Genomic DNA, 12,994 nt, shown 5'->3' with positions numbered 1-12,994 from the left:
AAAATGGCAATCGGAAAACTCTTCATCGGCCGTAAGGTACGCGAACTGCGCCAGGCAAGCCATGCCACACAGGCCCAGTTTGCCGACAAGATCGGCATTTCGACAAGCTACCTCAACCAGATCGAGAACAATCAGCGGCCGATCTCGGCCGCCGTCCTGCTGGCCTTGGCGGAAAAGTTCGGCATCGACATCGCCGAGCTTTCGTCGGGGCAGAACGACCGGCTGCTCTCGGCGCTGACCGAGGCGTTGTCGGATCCGCTCTTCGAGCAGTATTCGCCGAGCCTGCAGGAGCTGAAGCTGGTAACGCAGAACGCCCCCGGCATCGCCCATGCGCTGATTGACTGCCATCAGGCCTACCGGCGCAACAGCGAGCAATTGGCGAGTTATGACGACCGCTTCGGTGGTACGACGCCCAACGAGACGACCTCCTATGACGAGGTGCGCGACTTCTTCCACTTTGTCGACAACTATATCCACGAGCTGGACGTCGAGGCGGAGAACCTCGCCGCGGAGCTCAAGCTCGGGGAGGGGGACAGCCACGCCGCACTTTCGACCTGCCTCGACCGGCGCTACGGCGTGCGCGTCGTGCGCGGCGAGGCCGGTGACGAGGCGATCAGGCGCTTCGACCCCGCAAGCCGCATCCTGACGATCAGCCGCTACGCGGCGGCACCCACGCGCGATTTCCAGCTTGCTGTGCAGATCGCCCAGATGCATGCCGCGCCGAAGATCGAGCAGGTGCTGAAACAGGCGGGTTTCCGCACCGAAGAGGCAGTCGAGATCTGCCGTCTCGGGCTCGAGAACTATTTTGCCGGTGCGCTGGTGCTACCCTACCGCATCTTCCAGCAGGCGGCGCGGGATCTGCGCCACGACGTCGAGCTGCTGGCGGCCCGGTTCGGCGCCTCGCTCGAGCAGGTCTGTCATCGGCTGTCGACGTTGCAGCGCCCGGGGCAGAAGGGCGTGCCGATCTTCTTCGCCCGCATCGACCGGGCCGGCAACATTACGAAGAGGCACAGTGCCGCCCGCCTGCAGTTCGCCCGTTTCGGCGCCGCCTGTCCGCTCTGGAACGCACATCAGGCCTTCGAAATGCCCGGCCGGATCATCCGGCAGCTCGCCGAGACCCCGGACGGGGTGCGCTATCTCTGCCTCGCCACGCAGGTGAACAAGGGATCGGTCGGCTTCCGGGCTTCACAGCCGAGCTACGCGCTGGCGCTCGGCTGCGAAATCTCCTACGCCGACGCCTTCGTCTATGCCGACGGCCTCGACCTCAACAACCGTGCCGCCTACGATCCCATCGGCATCTCATGCCGCATCTGCGAGCGGACGAAATGCACCAGCCGGGCGGTGCCACCTCTCAAACGCAAACTCGTCGTCGACCATCGCCTGAGAAACGCGGTTCCCTACGAAATCGAGTGATCTCGACCCTGCGACCGCGGACGAGATCATCGCCCGCGTCGTCAGCGCTAGCGATCCGGCGCCGGACGGGTGATTTCGCAATCATCCGTCGGCTCGCTGTCTTCGTGAGGCGACGGCATAGCCTCCGGTGGGTGGCACGAACTCACGTCTCCAACTCCTCCACCATCAGATCGATGAACCTCCTGACCCGGGGTTCGAGCAGGCGCTTGTCGGGATAGATTGCGATGATCGGCACATCGCCGGAACCATGCTCGGACAGGATCCGGCGCAGGCGTCCGGCCGCCAGATCTTCGGCGATCAGGAAATCGGGAAGGAAGGCGATGCCGAGCCCGGCGCGTGCGGCGTCGAGCAGCGCTTCACCGCTGTCGAGCCGCAACCGGCTGCGTCCCTGCGCCTTGATCCATCCGCCCTGTTCTCCCGGAAAGCGCCAGGCCTGGCGCTGGTTGTGGCTGCTGAAGACGAGGCAGTCATGGGAGGCGAGATCGTCGAGATTTGCCGGCTCTCCCCGCTCGGCGATGTAGGAGGGCGAAGCGCAGAGCACAGCGTGGCAGCGGGCGACGACGCGGGAGACCAGGCGCGAATCCGACGTGGTGACGCCGATCCGAACCGCCAGGTCGAAGCCTTCCTCGACGATGTCGGCGACCCGGTCGGTGAAGCTCATCTCGACCTGAACGTCGGGCCAGACCTTCAGATACTTCCCGATGATCGGAAGAAGCACATGCCGGCCATAGGCGTCGGGTACGGTCAATCTCAGCACGCCGCGTGGCACCCCGCTCTTTCCCGCCACGCTCGCCTCCGCTTCATCGATCGAGGCGAGGATCTGCAATCCGCGTTCGTAGAGAACCCGGCCTTCGCCGGTCAGACTCAGCGTGCGGGTCGTGCGATTGAGGAGACGCGCGCCGAGCCGCTTCTCGAGGCGTATGACGGCCTTGCCCGCCGCCGAGCGCGAGAGACCCATCGCCCTGCCGCCGGCGATGAAACTGCCGGCGTCGACCACCGCCATGAACACCTGGATGTCGTTCAGATTGGCACGCAGCATCAAGTCACTCCGGTCGTTCGTTTCTGTGTCGACGCCCATTCGCCAATCAACCGGCTATAGCAGCCGGGCTTCGCGGCAGTTCAAGCCGGGAAGCGGAACGACGACAGGAAGGAAGAGACATGGCACAAACACTTCACCGTTTGAACCCGCCGGCCCTGCCCGATGCGGGCGCGCTCGGCTATTCGCAGATCAGCGTCATGGAGCCGGGCAGGCTTGCCTTCATTTCCGGCCAGGTCGCCTGGCAGGCGGGCGGCGGACCGGTGCCGGTGGACCTCGGCGAGCAGGCGCGGCTTGTCTGCACGAATGCCAAGGCGGCACTCGATGCGATCGGTGCGGTGCCGCAGGACATCGTCATGGTGCGCGTCTACATGACCGATCTGACGCCCGAGCGTGTCGGCGAGGCCATGGCGTATCTCACCGCCTTCTTCGATGGCGCGCAGCCGAGCCTCACGGGTATCGGGGTTGCCGCCCTTGCCGGGCCTGAGCTGCAGATGGAGATGGAAATGATCGTCCGGCTGCCCGACTGACAGAAGGGGCCGGCACCGCCGCAGCCGCAAGGCAGGACGGAGCGGGCAATGCCCGCCCCGCCGAGAAGGTTCACCCGAACAGCGGTTCTGGATGCGGTCGGAAGAAGGCGTCGACGATCTCAGAGCCCACGGCATCCAGTGTGCCCGGCGACCATTTCGGATTGCGGTCCTTGTCGATGATGGCGGCGCGGATGCCTTCGTAGAAATCGGGCGTGCGCAGGATCTGGTCGGTGGCGGCGAATTCGCGTTCGAGGCAGGTTTCGAGATCGGGCGACGACCGGCCCTTGCGCAGGAGCGCCAGCGTCACCTTGAGGCTCGTCGGCGAGCGCGTCAGCATGGTGGCGCGTGCCTTCGTCGCGAACTCGCCTGCTTCGGCAGCGAGTGCTTCAAGGATCTCCTCGATCGTGTCGAAGGCAAAGCAGCGGTCGATCAGGTTGCGGTGTTCGGCGAAGGCGAGCGCCGTCGCCGGCCTCGCTGTTTCGGCGATGACGACTGCGACATCGTTGTGCCCGGCGGCGGCGGGAAGTGAAGCGAGCGCCTCGGCGATTTCGGAAACCTGCGAGGTATCGACCAGCCAGTCGGCGAAGCCGGCGGCGATAGCATCGGTGGCGCCGACCGGCTCGCCGGTGAGCCCCATATAGGTGCCGAGTTCGCCGGGAGCCTGCGAGAGCAGCCAGGTCGCGCCGACGTCGGGGAAGAAGCCGATGCCCGTCTCCGGCATGGCGAGGCGTGCCGTCTCAGTGGCGATCCGGTGACTGGCATGGCCGGAAAGCCCGACGCCGCCGCCCATGGTGATGCCTTCGATCAGCACGACATAAGGCTTTGGGTAGGAGCCGATCCGCGCGTTGAGACGATATTCCTCGCGCCAGAAGGTCGCCGGCTCGGGGCTGCCCGCCTTGCCTCCTTCGTAGAGCATCTTGATGTCGCCGCCGGCACAGAAGCCGCGCTCGCCTTCACCCATCACCATCACGGCGGCAATCGTCGGGTCCTTCTCGAAGTCGTCGAGGGCGGCGTCGATGGCGCGGACCATGCCGAGCGAGAGGCTGTTGATGATCCGCGGTCGGTTGAGGCTGATCAGCCCGAGCGTGCCAGACCGGCCGGTCAACACTTCCTCACCGGCTGTGGCGACATCAAAGAATTTCATTCAATGCTCCTCCTCGTCCTGGCTCTTCTGCGCCGTTCTCCACCCGCGGCGCTCCGCTCATAGCATATGGCCGGGGGCATGGCCTCCCTGCCTTTGGTCGGGTTTCGTTCAACCGACGACGTTGCGTGGCGTTCCTCGCTGGAAAAGCTCGATGTTCTCTACGAGTTGGTCGGCAAGCGCCTGGATGGCCTGCCAGCTCGCCCAGGCCACGTGCGGCGTCAGGATGACGTTGGGCCGGCCGGCGATCCGCATCATTGGACTGTCGAGGGCCGGCGGCTCGCCATCGGTGACATCGAAGCCAGCGCCGGAGATCTGTTCGGCGTCAAGCGCGTCCACCAGCGCCTGTTCGTCGACGAGGCCGCCACGGCCGGTGTTGATAAGGATCGGCTTGCGCTCCATCAGCGCGAATTCGCGCGCGGCGATGATCCCGCGGGTCTCTGCGTTCAAGGGGCAATGCAGGGTGATGACGTCGCTTCGGCGCATCACCTCGTCGAAGGCGGTGCGCCCGGTCGGCGGCACGCCGGCGCCCTTGCGGTCGGCGACCAGTACCGTCATGCCGAAGGCCTCGGCGATGCGGGCGACGGAACGGCCGAGCGCGCCGTGGCCGACGATCCCGAGCGTCGAGCCGGAAAGATCGGAGATCGGGTGATCGAAGAAGCAGAATTGCCGTGCTTCCTGCCAGCGGCCGTCGATCACCGACTGGCGATAGGGAAGGATGCTGCGTCTCAGCGCCAGCATCAGCGCGAAGGTATGTTCGGGAACCGTGTTCGTCGCGTAGTCGCGGATGTTGCAGACGGTGATGCCGGCCTTGCGGCAGGCGGAAAGATCGACGCAATCCGTGCCCGTCGCCGCGACCGCGATCAGCTTCAGCCTCGGTGCGCCGGCGATCGCATCGGCGCGGATCGGCGCCTTGTTGGTGATGACGATGTCGGCATCGGCGATCCGGCCCGCGACCTCTTCCGGGGTGCTGCGACGGTAGAGCACCAGGTTATGCGTAAACTCAGGTTCGCGAAGCGTCGTTTCCGGCGAGAGCGTGTCGCGGTCGAGAAAGACGATTCTGGTCATGGACGAACATTCCTCACGCTTCGCGGTCGTGGTGAGGGTCGTAGCCGATGCTCCGCAGACAGACAATAGCGCCGCCCGCGGGCGGTCCCACCCGCAAACGAGAAAGGCCCGGCACGATGTGCCGGGCCCTCGGGGCAGGGGAAGCAGATGGTCAGTGGCGGTGCAGCCAGGCGTCGATCTCGCGATCGGCTTCTTCCTGGGTCTTGCCGTAGGCTTCCTGGATCTTGCCGGCAAGCTGCTTGCGGTTCCCCTTGATGACGTCGAGGTCATCGCCGGTGAGCTTGCCCCACTGGGCCTGGGCCTTGCCCTTGAACTGCTCCCAATTACCTTCGACCTGATTCCAGTTCATGTCAGCATCCTCTCGTTGGTTGGACAAAGAGGCTTGCGGCCTCGGAGTGAACAACGCCTGCAGGCAGGGGAAGTTCCGTTGCCGGCGACCGGGGAGGGCGCATCTGAGACCATTGGTCGAGTTCGCTGGTCTGGCCGGCGCCGCTTTGCAATTGCCTCCGCCGGAGCCGAGGCGTACAACAACGGCAACGGGAACCGCCCTGCATCTCGTGCGTTTGTCGGCAGGGCGATTGTTGAAGGAGACATGACATGGCTGCAGTCTCGATGACTGGCAAGGCAGGCGAAAAGATGCAGGAAGAAGCCATCGGCAACCCCGATGCGAACCTTCAGGACGTTCAGGCCGAACTCGACAATCTGCGCCGCGACATTGCAGCGCTGACGCAGGCGATCACCTCCCTCGGCAGCGCCAAGCTTCAGGACGCCGGCGCGCGTGCGACCGAAATGGGCGCGGAAATGGCGGGTGCCTCGGCGGCGGCCTACCAGTCTGCGCGCGACGGCCTTCGTTCGGCCGAGCAGGACCTCGAGACCCGCATCCGCAACAATCCCTTGCAGGCGGTCGGGATCGCCGTCGGCATCGGGTTCCTCGCCGCGCTGCTGACACGGCGCTGACCCATGAACCTCATTGCAGAAGTCCTGGCCAGTCTCGCGCTGCGGCACGCGCGCCCGGTGGTGGAAGGTGTCAAGCGCAATACGGTGGCGGCAATGCTGCTGATCGTGCTGTTCGTGACCGCCTATGTCGCGCTCGTCGTGGCGCTCGCACTCTACGTCGCGGAGACGGCGGGGCCGGTCATGGCGGCACTGTCCGTGGCGCTGACCGCAATCGCCCTGGCGCTGGTGGTCATTGCTGTGATGATGGTCCTCAACCATCAGGCCCGCAAGGAGGCCTTGATGCGCCAGCAAATGGCCGCGGCGGCGGGTGACCCGCTCACCACGGGGCTGATGGCCGAGGTTCCGCTGATGATGCGGGAAAGTCCGATTGCCACCACGGCAATGATCGGGTGTCTTGTCTACGCGCTGGCAAAAGTCGGCGGAGTAGGTCGGAAGATCTGACAAGACGCGCCGGAGGATAGCCGGAAAGGGGCGCTACTTTTTGGTGCTGTTGCGCTCGGCGGCATCGAGCCGTTCGAGCAAATCCAAGAAATGCTTCGGCGTGCCTTCTTCGACGATACTATCGTAGTATCCGCGCAACTTTGACGCGATGAGGGTGTTTGAAAGGTCCCTTCCTGCATCGGACCGCTTCGGTCTCGCTTTGCGGTCCTTCATCTTCTCAGGTGCCATGAACCCCACTCACCCCCTTACAATATTAGGAATTCCCCAAGAACTGTACTAGCATAAAAAAAGTTCCGGGGCGTCGGAACTTTTTTGGTCCATCGGCCGTTGTCGCGGAAGTCTGCATTTACGAGTTCTACTGATGAAACTGACCAGGGCTCATCACGCCCGGCCCCTCAGGTGGGCCACAGCCGAAGTGCCGAGCTCAACGCGATCGTCGATTGGCGTGCGTTCGTCGTCCGCCGGCGGGTGGCAGGATCGCGGCGCTGTCGACGAAGGCCGTTCGCCGATTTCCCGTACTGGGCTGAACAGACGACCCGCCCCACGTGCCCTTCCACCCCGTTCCGGCCACTTCAGCCGACACTTCGACCCCGTCCATCAGTCCGCGAACCAGCGCTGAATGCGCCCGATTGGAGAAGCTGAATGTCCCTGACTGCCCGCGTAGCTGCCCATCTTCCCTATCTTCGGCGTTATGCCCGAGCCGTGACAGGCTCGCAGACGTCCGGTGACGCCTATGTGGCGGCCGTGCTGGAAGCGCTGATCGCCGATATTTCGATGTTCCCCGAAAGTGGTGACGACCGCGTGTCGCTATACAAGCTTTTTGTTGCGCTGTTCGACACGACCTCGATCGAGATCCCTCCGATCTCCTCGCCCTTCGCCTGGGAACGACGCGCTGCCGCCAACCTTGCGGCCGTCCCGACCCGGGCGCGCCACGCCTTTCTGCTGACGACCGTCGAAGGTTTTTCGCGCGAACAGGCCGCAGACGTTCTCGGCGTAGACGACGCCGAGTTGGATGCGCTGGTGAGCAAGGCCTCCGAGGAAATCTCGCGGCAAGTGGCGACCGAGATCATGATTATCGAGGACGAACCGCTGATCGCGCTCGATATCGAACAGATGGTCGAGGACCTCGGTCACCGGGTGACTGGCACGGCACGCACCCACGCCGAGGCTGTCGAGCTCTTCCGGCGCACGAACCCGAAAATGGTCCTCGCCGACATACAGCTCGCCGACGGCAGTTCGGGTATCGACGCGGTCAACGACATCCTGAAGACAGACACGATTCCGGTGATCTTCATCACCGCCTTTCCCGAGAGGCTCCTGACGGGTGAGCGTCCGGAGCCCGCCTTCCTGGTTACGAAGCCCTTCAATCCGGACATGGTGAAGGCTCTGATCAGTCAGGCTCTTTTCTTTAATGAACAGGTGGCGGAGAAGGCGTAGTCCGGGCAGGCGACTGCCCGTGCGAGCCACCGAGCGACCTAAGAGGGCAGGTCCCGCATACGCGGGACCGCCGGCGTGTTTCGCGGAGTTGCACGGTGGTTCACAGACTGACTTGGTACGAGCCCCAGCGCGGTGACGAGTACCTGCGCGAATTCTTCATCACCGGCCTGATGGATATCGGCGCGACGCTGATTTTGCAGGATGCCGAGGGCAAATATTCTTGCATAACCACCTTGCCAATGCGCTTCAGACTGGCAGGGAGCGAGCCGCCGACAGACCGGGGCCTGTTCGGCGAGGACATCGGCCGCCGGCTTGAAGACATGAAGGCGCAGCTCCAGCAGCCGGGAGACCATGCGGAGATGGAGATCGACGCGGGCGACGACACCTTCTTCGAATTCCGTTGCCGTATGATCACTATGGCGAACGGCCAGAACAACCTGATGACGGTCGTCATCGATCGGACGGAGGATCGCCGGCGGGAGCGGCTCCTGCGCGCGCTGCTGCGCGAAGTGAGCCACCGGTCGAAGAACCTGCTGGCCATCATTCAGAGCATCGCCTCCCAGACAGCCCGCTATTCGGGCTCTCTCAATACCTTTCTCGGCAAGTTCCGTGGCCGCCTGCACGCCCTGTCGCAGTCGCAGGACCTCATCACGGATTCGAGCTGGAGCGGGGCCTACTTCCGCGACCTGTTGCAACAGCAGATCGAGAAATACGTGCAGGACGGTGCCGCCGACCTCATCCATGTGACCGGAGAAAACCTCCTTTTGACGCCGAACGCGTCATTGCATGTCGGCCTCGCCCTGCATGAACTCACGGTCAACGCCGTCAGCCACGGTGATTTTGTGGCGAGACGTCAGCGGATCGAAGTCTCGTGCGAGCGCGTCCGCGAGGACGGCAGGGAGGCGGTGCGCATTACATGGACCGAGCCGCTCGCGCCGACCGACGGCGAGGCTCCCGCCCGCTCCGCGCGTTTCGGCAGCACCGTCCTGGAGAGAGTCGTGCCGGCCTCGGTGAACGGTAGCGCGGTGCATGAGGTGCGGCCGGGCTCTGTCTATTACGAGCTCACATTCCCGCTCGATGTCGAAGCTTAGAGTTGCCCTGAAATTTGTGCGTCGCGGTGGAACTTTCCGACGCGGTCTGCGTTTCGTGTGCTCAATGGAGGCCGGGAATGAGCACACTTGCCGCGCTTTTGGTTCTTGTCGCCTGTCACCCCGACGAAGGGCATTGCATGAAGGAGCCGGTCGCGGTCGCTTCCTTCGGCAGTCGTGCGAGCTGCATGGCCGCGCTTCCGCAAGAGTTGAAAAAGGCACGCCGCCTCACACCGGTCATCTACGCCGACTGCATTCCGGTCCAGGCGGACCTTCTGGCCGGCCGCGCTCCGATCCGTCAGCGGATAGAGCCACAACGTCTCGCCGTGCTGCTGGACGATGCGGCGCCGAAGCTGGATGTTCCGGTACTCGCGGCGGTCGCCGAGCAGTCTGTGCCGATTCCCTACGAACGCTACTGAGCAGACGGAAATGGCCGAGCCGTGATGTCCCTCTCCGGGTTTGTCATCGATGCCGGAATGGCTCGTCGGCAGCAATTGCCGGCGGCGGCCGTGGAGGCCGCCGCCGGCTTTCAGAGATGCGCACGCATGTCAGGCGCTACGGAAGAAGCGGCTGACGAGCGAGATGAGGAACAGCACGACAAAGACAAAGAAGAGGATCTTCGCGATACCGGCCGACGCGCCGGCAATGCCCCCGAAACCGAGTACGCCGGCGATCAATGCGACGACGAGGAAAAGAAGAGCATAGTAAAGCATGGCTTTTCTCCTTGTATGCACCACGCAAGAACGTCCCGTCATGCCAAATGTTCCGCGGCGCCAAAAAGTCCCGGCGCGACCGGAACCTTGGCGAGTTTCGGCCGTTTCCTCGCAGCACCTCCACAACCACGTGGGAACGGAATGACGAGATTTACCGACAGAGCCTATATTGGCGCCGGTGGCGAGCCGGCCGCACCCCCGTACCAGGGGATCATCTCAAGATTGCGCCAGTTCTATCAATCCGTGCAGGATGAGGGTATACCGGACAAGTTCCTCGAGCTTCTTGAAAGGCTCGATGCTGCGGAAAAGAATGCTGCGGAGCAGCGCGTCACGGGAGACAATGCGTGATGGACCGAGAAAGATCCGCGGAAGAGACCGGTTTCAAGCGGGACATGCTTGCCGCACTCCCGAACCTCAGGGCGTTCGCCGTGTCGCTGACGGGGCGTCATCACCTCGCCGACGACCTCGTGCAGGACACGATCGTCAAGGCCTGGGCGAAGCAGGATCACTTCGAGCCCGGTACCAACATGAAGGCCTGGCTCTTCACCATTCTCCGCAACGAATTCTATTCGCAGATGCGCAAGCGCGGACGCGAGGTGGCCGATACCGACGGTGTCTTCACCTCGCAGCTCGCCACGCATCCGCAGCAGTATGGTTCGCTCGATCTCCAGGACTTCCGCAAGGCGCTCGAGCAACTGCCGCCCGACCAGCGTGAGGCGATCATTCTCGTCGGCGCCTCCGGCTTCGCCTACGAGGAGGCCGCCGACATCTGCGGCTGTGCCGTCGGCACGATCAAGAGCCGCATAAACCGCGCCCGCAACAAGCTGCAGGAAATCCTCGGCGTGACGGGCGAGGCCGACTACGGGCCGGATGCCAACGACGCCGCCGTGATCAAACGGGCCTTCGCAAGCTAGAGGATTTACGGAATGGGAGATCGCCGCGGCGCGCCATCGTGCGCTGCGGCGTTTTTCATATCCGGAACTCTACGCAACCCACCTGACTGGTACCAAGCCTTTTCCCATGGCGGTTCGACGCGGGAAGCGTCAGAGAGCGTCGAGGGGCTCTCGAATAGCGAAGCGAAAAACCCCGAAGTCCGTGGACTTCGGGGGGCGTCTTCGGGTGGTCGCTCTTCGGCCCGTCAGGCGACGATGATGATGCCGGTGAAGAAGGCGATGATCAGCACCACCAGAACGATGAAGATCAGGATCCGTGCGACGGTCGCGGATGCACCGGCCACACCGCGGAACCCGAGCAGGCTCGCGACGGCGGCAATCAGCAGGAATATCAAAATCCATTTCAGCACGATGGGTCTCCTTCCTCGATTGCGGAATAAATGGCCGGTCGGCGAATTTGTTCCAGCGCACGGATCGGCGCAAATTTCGCATCCAGTGGACGGATTGGACACTGAACGGCCTTTCGGGCCGGCCATTTCTTCGCTAAGCCGAAGATCGGTGCATTGCTGCAGGATGGTGCGCCGGCAGGTCGGAAAAAGGCTGCAATCATCTGGACAGAACGGTCCGGTTCTGATCGTGTCTCATCACGAAATCAGGACGGGATTTCTGGGACGCGAAGGGGAGACTGGCTTGAAGATAGGTTCGCCAAAGGAAGTGTTCGAGGGGGAAGCGCGCGTGGCGATGACGCCGGACAGCGCGACGCAACTCCGCAAACTGGGTTATGAATGCATCATCGAAAGCGGCGCCGGCAAGGCCGCCGGCTTCTCCGACGACGCCTATCGTGCCGCCGGCGTCGATGTCGTCGACAGCGCCGAGGCGCTCTATGCGGCGGCCGACGTGATCGCCAAGGTGCGCCCGCCGGAGACGGTGGAGGCCGAGCGCCTCGGCGCCGGCAAGACACTGATTTCCTTCTTCTATCCGGCGCAGAACAAGGCGCTGCTCGATCTCTGCAAGGACAAGGGCGCCAACGTCATCGCGATGGACATGGTGCCGCGCATCAGCCGCGCCCAGAAGATGGATGCGCTCTCCTCGATGGCCAATATCGCGGGCTACCGCGCGGTGATCGAGGCCGGCAACAATTTCGGCCGCTTCTTCACCGGTCAGGTGACGGCTGCCGGCAAGATCCCGCCGGCCAAGGTGCTGGTCATCGGCGCGGGCGTCGCCGGCCTTGCCGCCGTCGGCACCAGCGTCTCGCTCGGTGCCATCACCTACGCCTTCGACGTTCGCCCGGAAGTGGCCGAACAGATCGAATCGATGGGCGCCGAGTTCGTCTTCCTGGACTTCGCCGACCAGCAGCAGGATGGTGCGGCGACCGGCGGGTATGCCGCCCCGTCGTCGCCGGAGTTCCGCGAAGCCCAGCTCAAGAAGTTCCGCGAGATCGCTCCTGAGATCGACATCGTCATCACGACGGCGCTGATCCCCGGCCGCGACGCGCCGAAGCTCTGGCTTGCCGACATGGTGGCGGCGATGAAGCCGGGTTCGGTGGTCGTCGACCTCGCGGCCGAGCGCGGCGGCAATTGCGACCTGACGGTCGCCGACCAGCGCATCGTGTCGGACAACGGCGTGATCGTCATCGGCTACACGGACTTCCCGAGCCGCATGGCGGCCCAGGCATCGACGCTCTATTCGACCAACGTCCGTCACATGATGACGGACCTGACGCCCGGCAAGGACGGCAAGCTCGTCCACAACATGGAAGACGACGTCATCCGTGGGGCGACGGTGACGTATGAGGGCGAGATCACCTATCCGCCGCCGCCGCCGAAGATCCAGGCGATCGCGGCGCAGAAGCCGAAGGAAAAGCCCAAGGAACTGACGCCCGAAGAGAGGCGCGCGCAGGAGGTCGCCGCCTTCAAGGCACAGACCCGCAACCAGGTGGCGATGCTCGCCGGCGGCGGTGCGCTGATCCTGCTTGCCGGCCTCTACGCGCCGGCGAGCTTCATGAGCCACTTCATCGTCTTCGTTCTTTCGTGCTTCGTCGGCTTCCAGGTCATCTGGAACGTCTCGCACTCGCTGCATACCCCGCTGATGGCGGTCACCAACGCGATCTCGTCGATCATCATCCTCGGGGCGCTGATGCAGATCGGCTCCGGCAATTTCCTCGTGATCGTGCTCGGTGCGCTCTCGGTGTTCATGGCCGGGATCAACATCTTCGGTGGCTTCATGGTCACCCGGCGCATGCTCGCCATGTTCCAGAAGTCGTAAGGCGGGAGAGGC

At 63.9% G+C, this 12,994-nt stretch carries 17 protein-coding genes; 10 read left to right on the top strand and 7 right to left on the bottom strand.

All coding sequences use genetic code 11. The annotated features are described in order from the left end of the window. Positions 1-3: 3 nt before the first annotated feature. Positions 4-1,413 (top strand): helix-turn-helix domain-containing protein, encoded by a 1,410-nt coding sequence (locus ACM6UT_RS18365; protein WP_416798795.1) that lies wholly within the window; start codon positions 4-6, stop codon positions 1,411-1,413. A 142-nt stretch (positions 1,414-1,555) separates the two neighbouring features. On the opposite strand, the gene ACM6UT_RS18360 is transcribed toward ACM6UT_RS18365, so the two are convergent. Further along, the gene (locus ACM6UT_RS18360; protein WP_416798794.1) at positions 1,556-2,452 is read right to left on the bottom strand and encodes a LysR family transcriptional regulator; all 897 of its coding nucleotides are present in this window, start codon (positions 2,450-2,452) and stop codon (positions 1,556-1,558) included. 119 nt (positions 2,453-2,571) lie between these two features. Between ACM6UT_RS18360 and ACM6UT_RS18355 the strand changes: the two genes are divergently transcribed. After that, the gene (locus tag ACM6UT_RS18355) at positions 2,572-2,979 is read left to right on the top strand and encodes a RidA family protein (RefSeq protein WP_416798793.1); all 408 of its coding nucleotides are present in this window, start codon (positions 2,572-2,574) and stop codon (positions 2,977-2,979) included. 70 nt (positions 2,980-3,049) lie between these two features. On the opposite strand, the gene ACM6UT_RS18350 is transcribed toward ACM6UT_RS18355, so the two are convergent. The 3 genes from ACM6UT_RS18350 to ACM6UT_RS18340 all read right to left on the bottom strand — a co-directional run bounded on the left by ACM6UT_RS18350 (position 3,050) and on the right by ACM6UT_RS18340 (position 5,537). Then, positions 3,050-4,123, bottom strand: coding sequence for an enoyl-CoA hydratase/isomerase family protein (locus ACM6UT_RS18350; RefSeq protein ID WP_416798792.1), 1,074 nt, complete (start codon positions 4,121-4,123; stop codon positions 3,050-3,052). A 108-nt stretch (positions 4,124-4,231) separates the two neighbouring features. Then, the gene (locus tag ACM6UT_RS18345) at positions 4,232-5,188 is read right to left on the bottom strand and encodes a D-2-hydroxyacid dehydrogenase (protein WP_416798791.1); all 957 of its coding nucleotides are present in this window, start codon (positions 5,186-5,188) and stop codon (positions 4,232-4,234) included. 151 nt (positions 5,189-5,339) lie between these two features. Then, positions 5,340-5,537, bottom strand: coding sequence for a CsbD family protein (locus ACM6UT_RS18340; RefSeq protein ID WP_129334234.1), 198 nt, complete (start codon positions 5,535-5,537; stop codon positions 5,340-5,342). Positions 5,538-5,785: 248 nt separating this feature from the next. Here ACM6UT_RS18340 and ACM6UT_RS18335 point away from each other — a divergent pair, with 248 nt between their 5' ends. Beyond that, a complete protein-coding gene (locus ACM6UT_RS18335) occupies positions 5,786-6,145 on the top strand; it encodes an ElaB/YgaM/YqjD family protein (protein ID WP_416798790.1) in 360 nt (119 codons plus the stop codon). A 3-nt stretch (positions 6,146-6,148) separates the two neighbouring features. Continuing rightward, positions 6,149-6,586, top strand: coding sequence for a hypothetical protein (locus ACM6UT_RS18330; RefSeq protein WP_416798789.1), 438 nt, complete (start codon positions 6,149-6,151; stop codon positions 6,584-6,586). Positions 6,587-6,619: 33 nt separating this feature from the next. On the opposite strand, the gene ACM6UT_RS18325 is transcribed toward ACM6UT_RS18330, so the two are convergent. Further along, a complete protein-coding gene (locus ACM6UT_RS18325; RefSeq protein ID WP_416798788.1) occupies positions 6,620-6,814 on the bottom strand; it encodes a NepR family anti-sigma factor in 195 nt (64 codons plus the stop codon). A gap of 414 nt (positions 6,815-7,228) precedes the next feature. Here ACM6UT_RS18325 and ACM6UT_RS18320 point away from each other — a divergent pair, with 414 nt between their 5' ends. The 3 genes from ACM6UT_RS18320 (at position 7,229) to ACM6UT_RS18310 (ending at position 9,530) form a co-directional block, all read left to right on the top strand. Beyond that, positions 7,229-8,023, top strand: a complete 795-nt coding sequence (locus ACM6UT_RS18320) for a response regulator (protein ID WP_416798787.1) — start codon at positions 7,229-7,231, stop codon at positions 8,021-8,023. Between the two features lie 95 nt (positions 8,024-8,118). Next, entirely contained in the window at positions 8,119-9,114 is a 996-nt protein-coding gene (locus ACM6UT_RS18315; RefSeq protein WP_416798786.1) for a sensor histidine kinase, read from the top strand. A 77-nt stretch (positions 9,115-9,191) separates the two neighbouring features. Next, on the top strand, positions 9,192-9,530 hold the full coding sequence (locus tag ACM6UT_RS18310; RefSeq protein WP_416798785.1) for a hypothetical protein: 339 nt from the start codon (positions 9,192-9,194) through the stop codon (positions 9,528-9,530). A gap of 129 nt (positions 9,531-9,659) precedes the next feature. Here ACM6UT_RS18310 and ACM6UT_RS18305 read toward each other — a convergent pair whose 3' ends face one another. Further along, entirely contained in the window at positions 9,660-9,824 is a 165-nt protein-coding gene (locus tag ACM6UT_RS18305; RefSeq protein ID WP_416798784.1) for a DUF1328 domain-containing protein, read from the bottom strand. A gap of 141 nt (positions 9,825-9,965) precedes the next feature. On the opposite strand from ACM6UT_RS18305, the gene ACM6UT_RS18300 reads away from it, so the two are divergent. Then, positions 9,966-10,172 carry a NepR family anti-sigma factor gene (locus tag ACM6UT_RS18300; protein ID WP_416798783.1) on the top strand — a complete coding sequence of 69 codons (207 nt, stop codon included), beginning with the start codon at positions 9,966-9,968 and terminating at the stop codon, positions 10,170-10,172. Next, the gene (locus tag ACM6UT_RS18295) at positions 10,172-10,738 is read left to right on the top strand and encodes an RNA polymerase sigma factor (protein WP_416798782.1); all 567 of its coding nucleotides are present in this window, start codon (positions 10,172-10,174) and stop codon (positions 10,736-10,738) included. The genes ACM6UT_RS18300 and ACM6UT_RS18295 overlap by 1 nt, the downstream gene beginning before the upstream one ends. A 224-nt stretch (positions 10,739-10,962) precedes the next feature. Here the strand turns inward: ACM6UT_RS18295 and ACM6UT_RS18290 are convergent, their stop codons facing one another. Continuing rightward, the gene (locus ACM6UT_RS18290) at positions 10,963-11,127 is read right to left on the bottom strand and encodes a DUF1328 domain-containing protein (RefSeq protein WP_416798781.1); all 165 of its coding nucleotides are present in this window, start codon (positions 11,125-11,127) and stop codon (positions 10,963-10,965) included. A 280-nt stretch (positions 11,128-11,407) separates the two neighbouring features. Between ACM6UT_RS18290 and ACM6UT_RS18285 the strand changes: the two genes are divergently transcribed. Next, positions 11,408-12,982 carry a Re/Si-specific NAD(P)(+) transhydrogenase subunit alpha gene (locus tag ACM6UT_RS18285; RefSeq protein WP_416798780.1) on the top strand — a complete coding sequence of 525 codons (1,575 nt, stop codon included), beginning with the start codon at positions 11,408-11,410 and terminating at the stop codon, positions 12,980-12,982. Positions 12,983-12,994 lie beyond the last annotated feature (12 nt).

Source organism: Ciceribacter azotifigens (assembly GCF_048159625.1).
GTDB classification, from domain to species: Bacteria; Pseudomonadota; Alphaproteobacteria; order Rhizobiales; family Rhizobiaceae; genus Allorhizobium; species Allorhizobium azotifigens.
This window is presented reverse-complemented; position numbering and strand designations above follow the sequence as displayed.

Bases quoted from the DNA above. Each gene is read 5' to 3' on its own strand.
- ACM6UT_RS18310 (WP_416798785.1), top strand. From the start codon at position 9,192: ATGAGCACACTTGCCGCGCTTTTGGTTCTTGTCGCCTGTCACCCCGAC.
- ACM6UT_RS18345 (WP_416798791.1), bottom strand. From the start codon at position 5,188: ATGACCAGAATCGTCTTTCTCGACCGCGACACGCTCTCGCCGGAAACG.
- ACM6UT_RS18350 (WP_416798792.1), bottom strand. From the start codon at position 4,123: ATGAAATTCTTTGATGTCGCCACAGCCGGTGAGGAAGTGTTGACCGGC.
- ACM6UT_RS18340 (WP_129334234.1), bottom strand. From the start codon at position 5,537: ATGAACTGGAATCAGGTCGAAGGTAATTGGGAGCAGTTCAAGGGCAAG.
- ACM6UT_RS18320 (WP_416798787.1), top strand. From the start codon at position 7,229: ATGTCCCTGACTGCCCGCGTAGCTGCCCATCTTCCCTATCTTCGGCGT.
- ACM6UT_RS18360 (WP_416798794.1), bottom strand. From the start codon at position 2,452: ATGCTGCGTGCCAATCTGAACGACATCCAGGTGTTCATGGCGGTGGTC.
- ACM6UT_RS18365 (WP_416798795.1), top strand. From the start codon at position 4: ATGGCAATCGGAAAACTCTTCATCGGCCGTAAGGTACGCGAACTGCGC.
- ACM6UT_RS18325 (WP_416798788.1), bottom strand. From the start codon at position 6,814: ATGGCACCTGAGAAGATGAAGGACCGCAAAGCGAGACCGAAGCGGTCC.
- ACM6UT_RS18355 (WP_416798793.1), top strand. From the start codon at position 2,572: ATGGCACAAACACTTCACCGTTTGAACCCGCCGGCCCTGCCCGATGCG.
- ACM6UT_RS18300 (WP_416798783.1), top strand. From the start codon at position 9,966: ATGACGAGATTTACCGACAGAGCCTATATTGGCGCCGGTGGCGAGCCG.
- ACM6UT_RS18295 (WP_416798782.1), top strand. From the start codon at position 10,172: ATGGACCGAGAAAGATCCGCGGAAGAGACCGGTTTCAAGCGGGACATG.
- ACM6UT_RS18330 (WP_416798789.1), top strand. From the start codon at position 6,149: ATGAACCTCATTGCAGAAGTCCTGGCCAGTCTCGCGCTGCGGCACGCG.
- ACM6UT_RS18335 (WP_416798790.1), top strand. From the start codon at position 5,786: ATGGCTGCAGTCTCGATGACTGGCAAGGCAGGCGAAAAGATGCAGGAA.
- ACM6UT_RS18305 (WP_416798784.1), bottom strand. From the start codon at position 9,824: ATGCTTTACTATGCTCTTCTTTTCCTCGTCGTCGCATTGATCGCCGGC.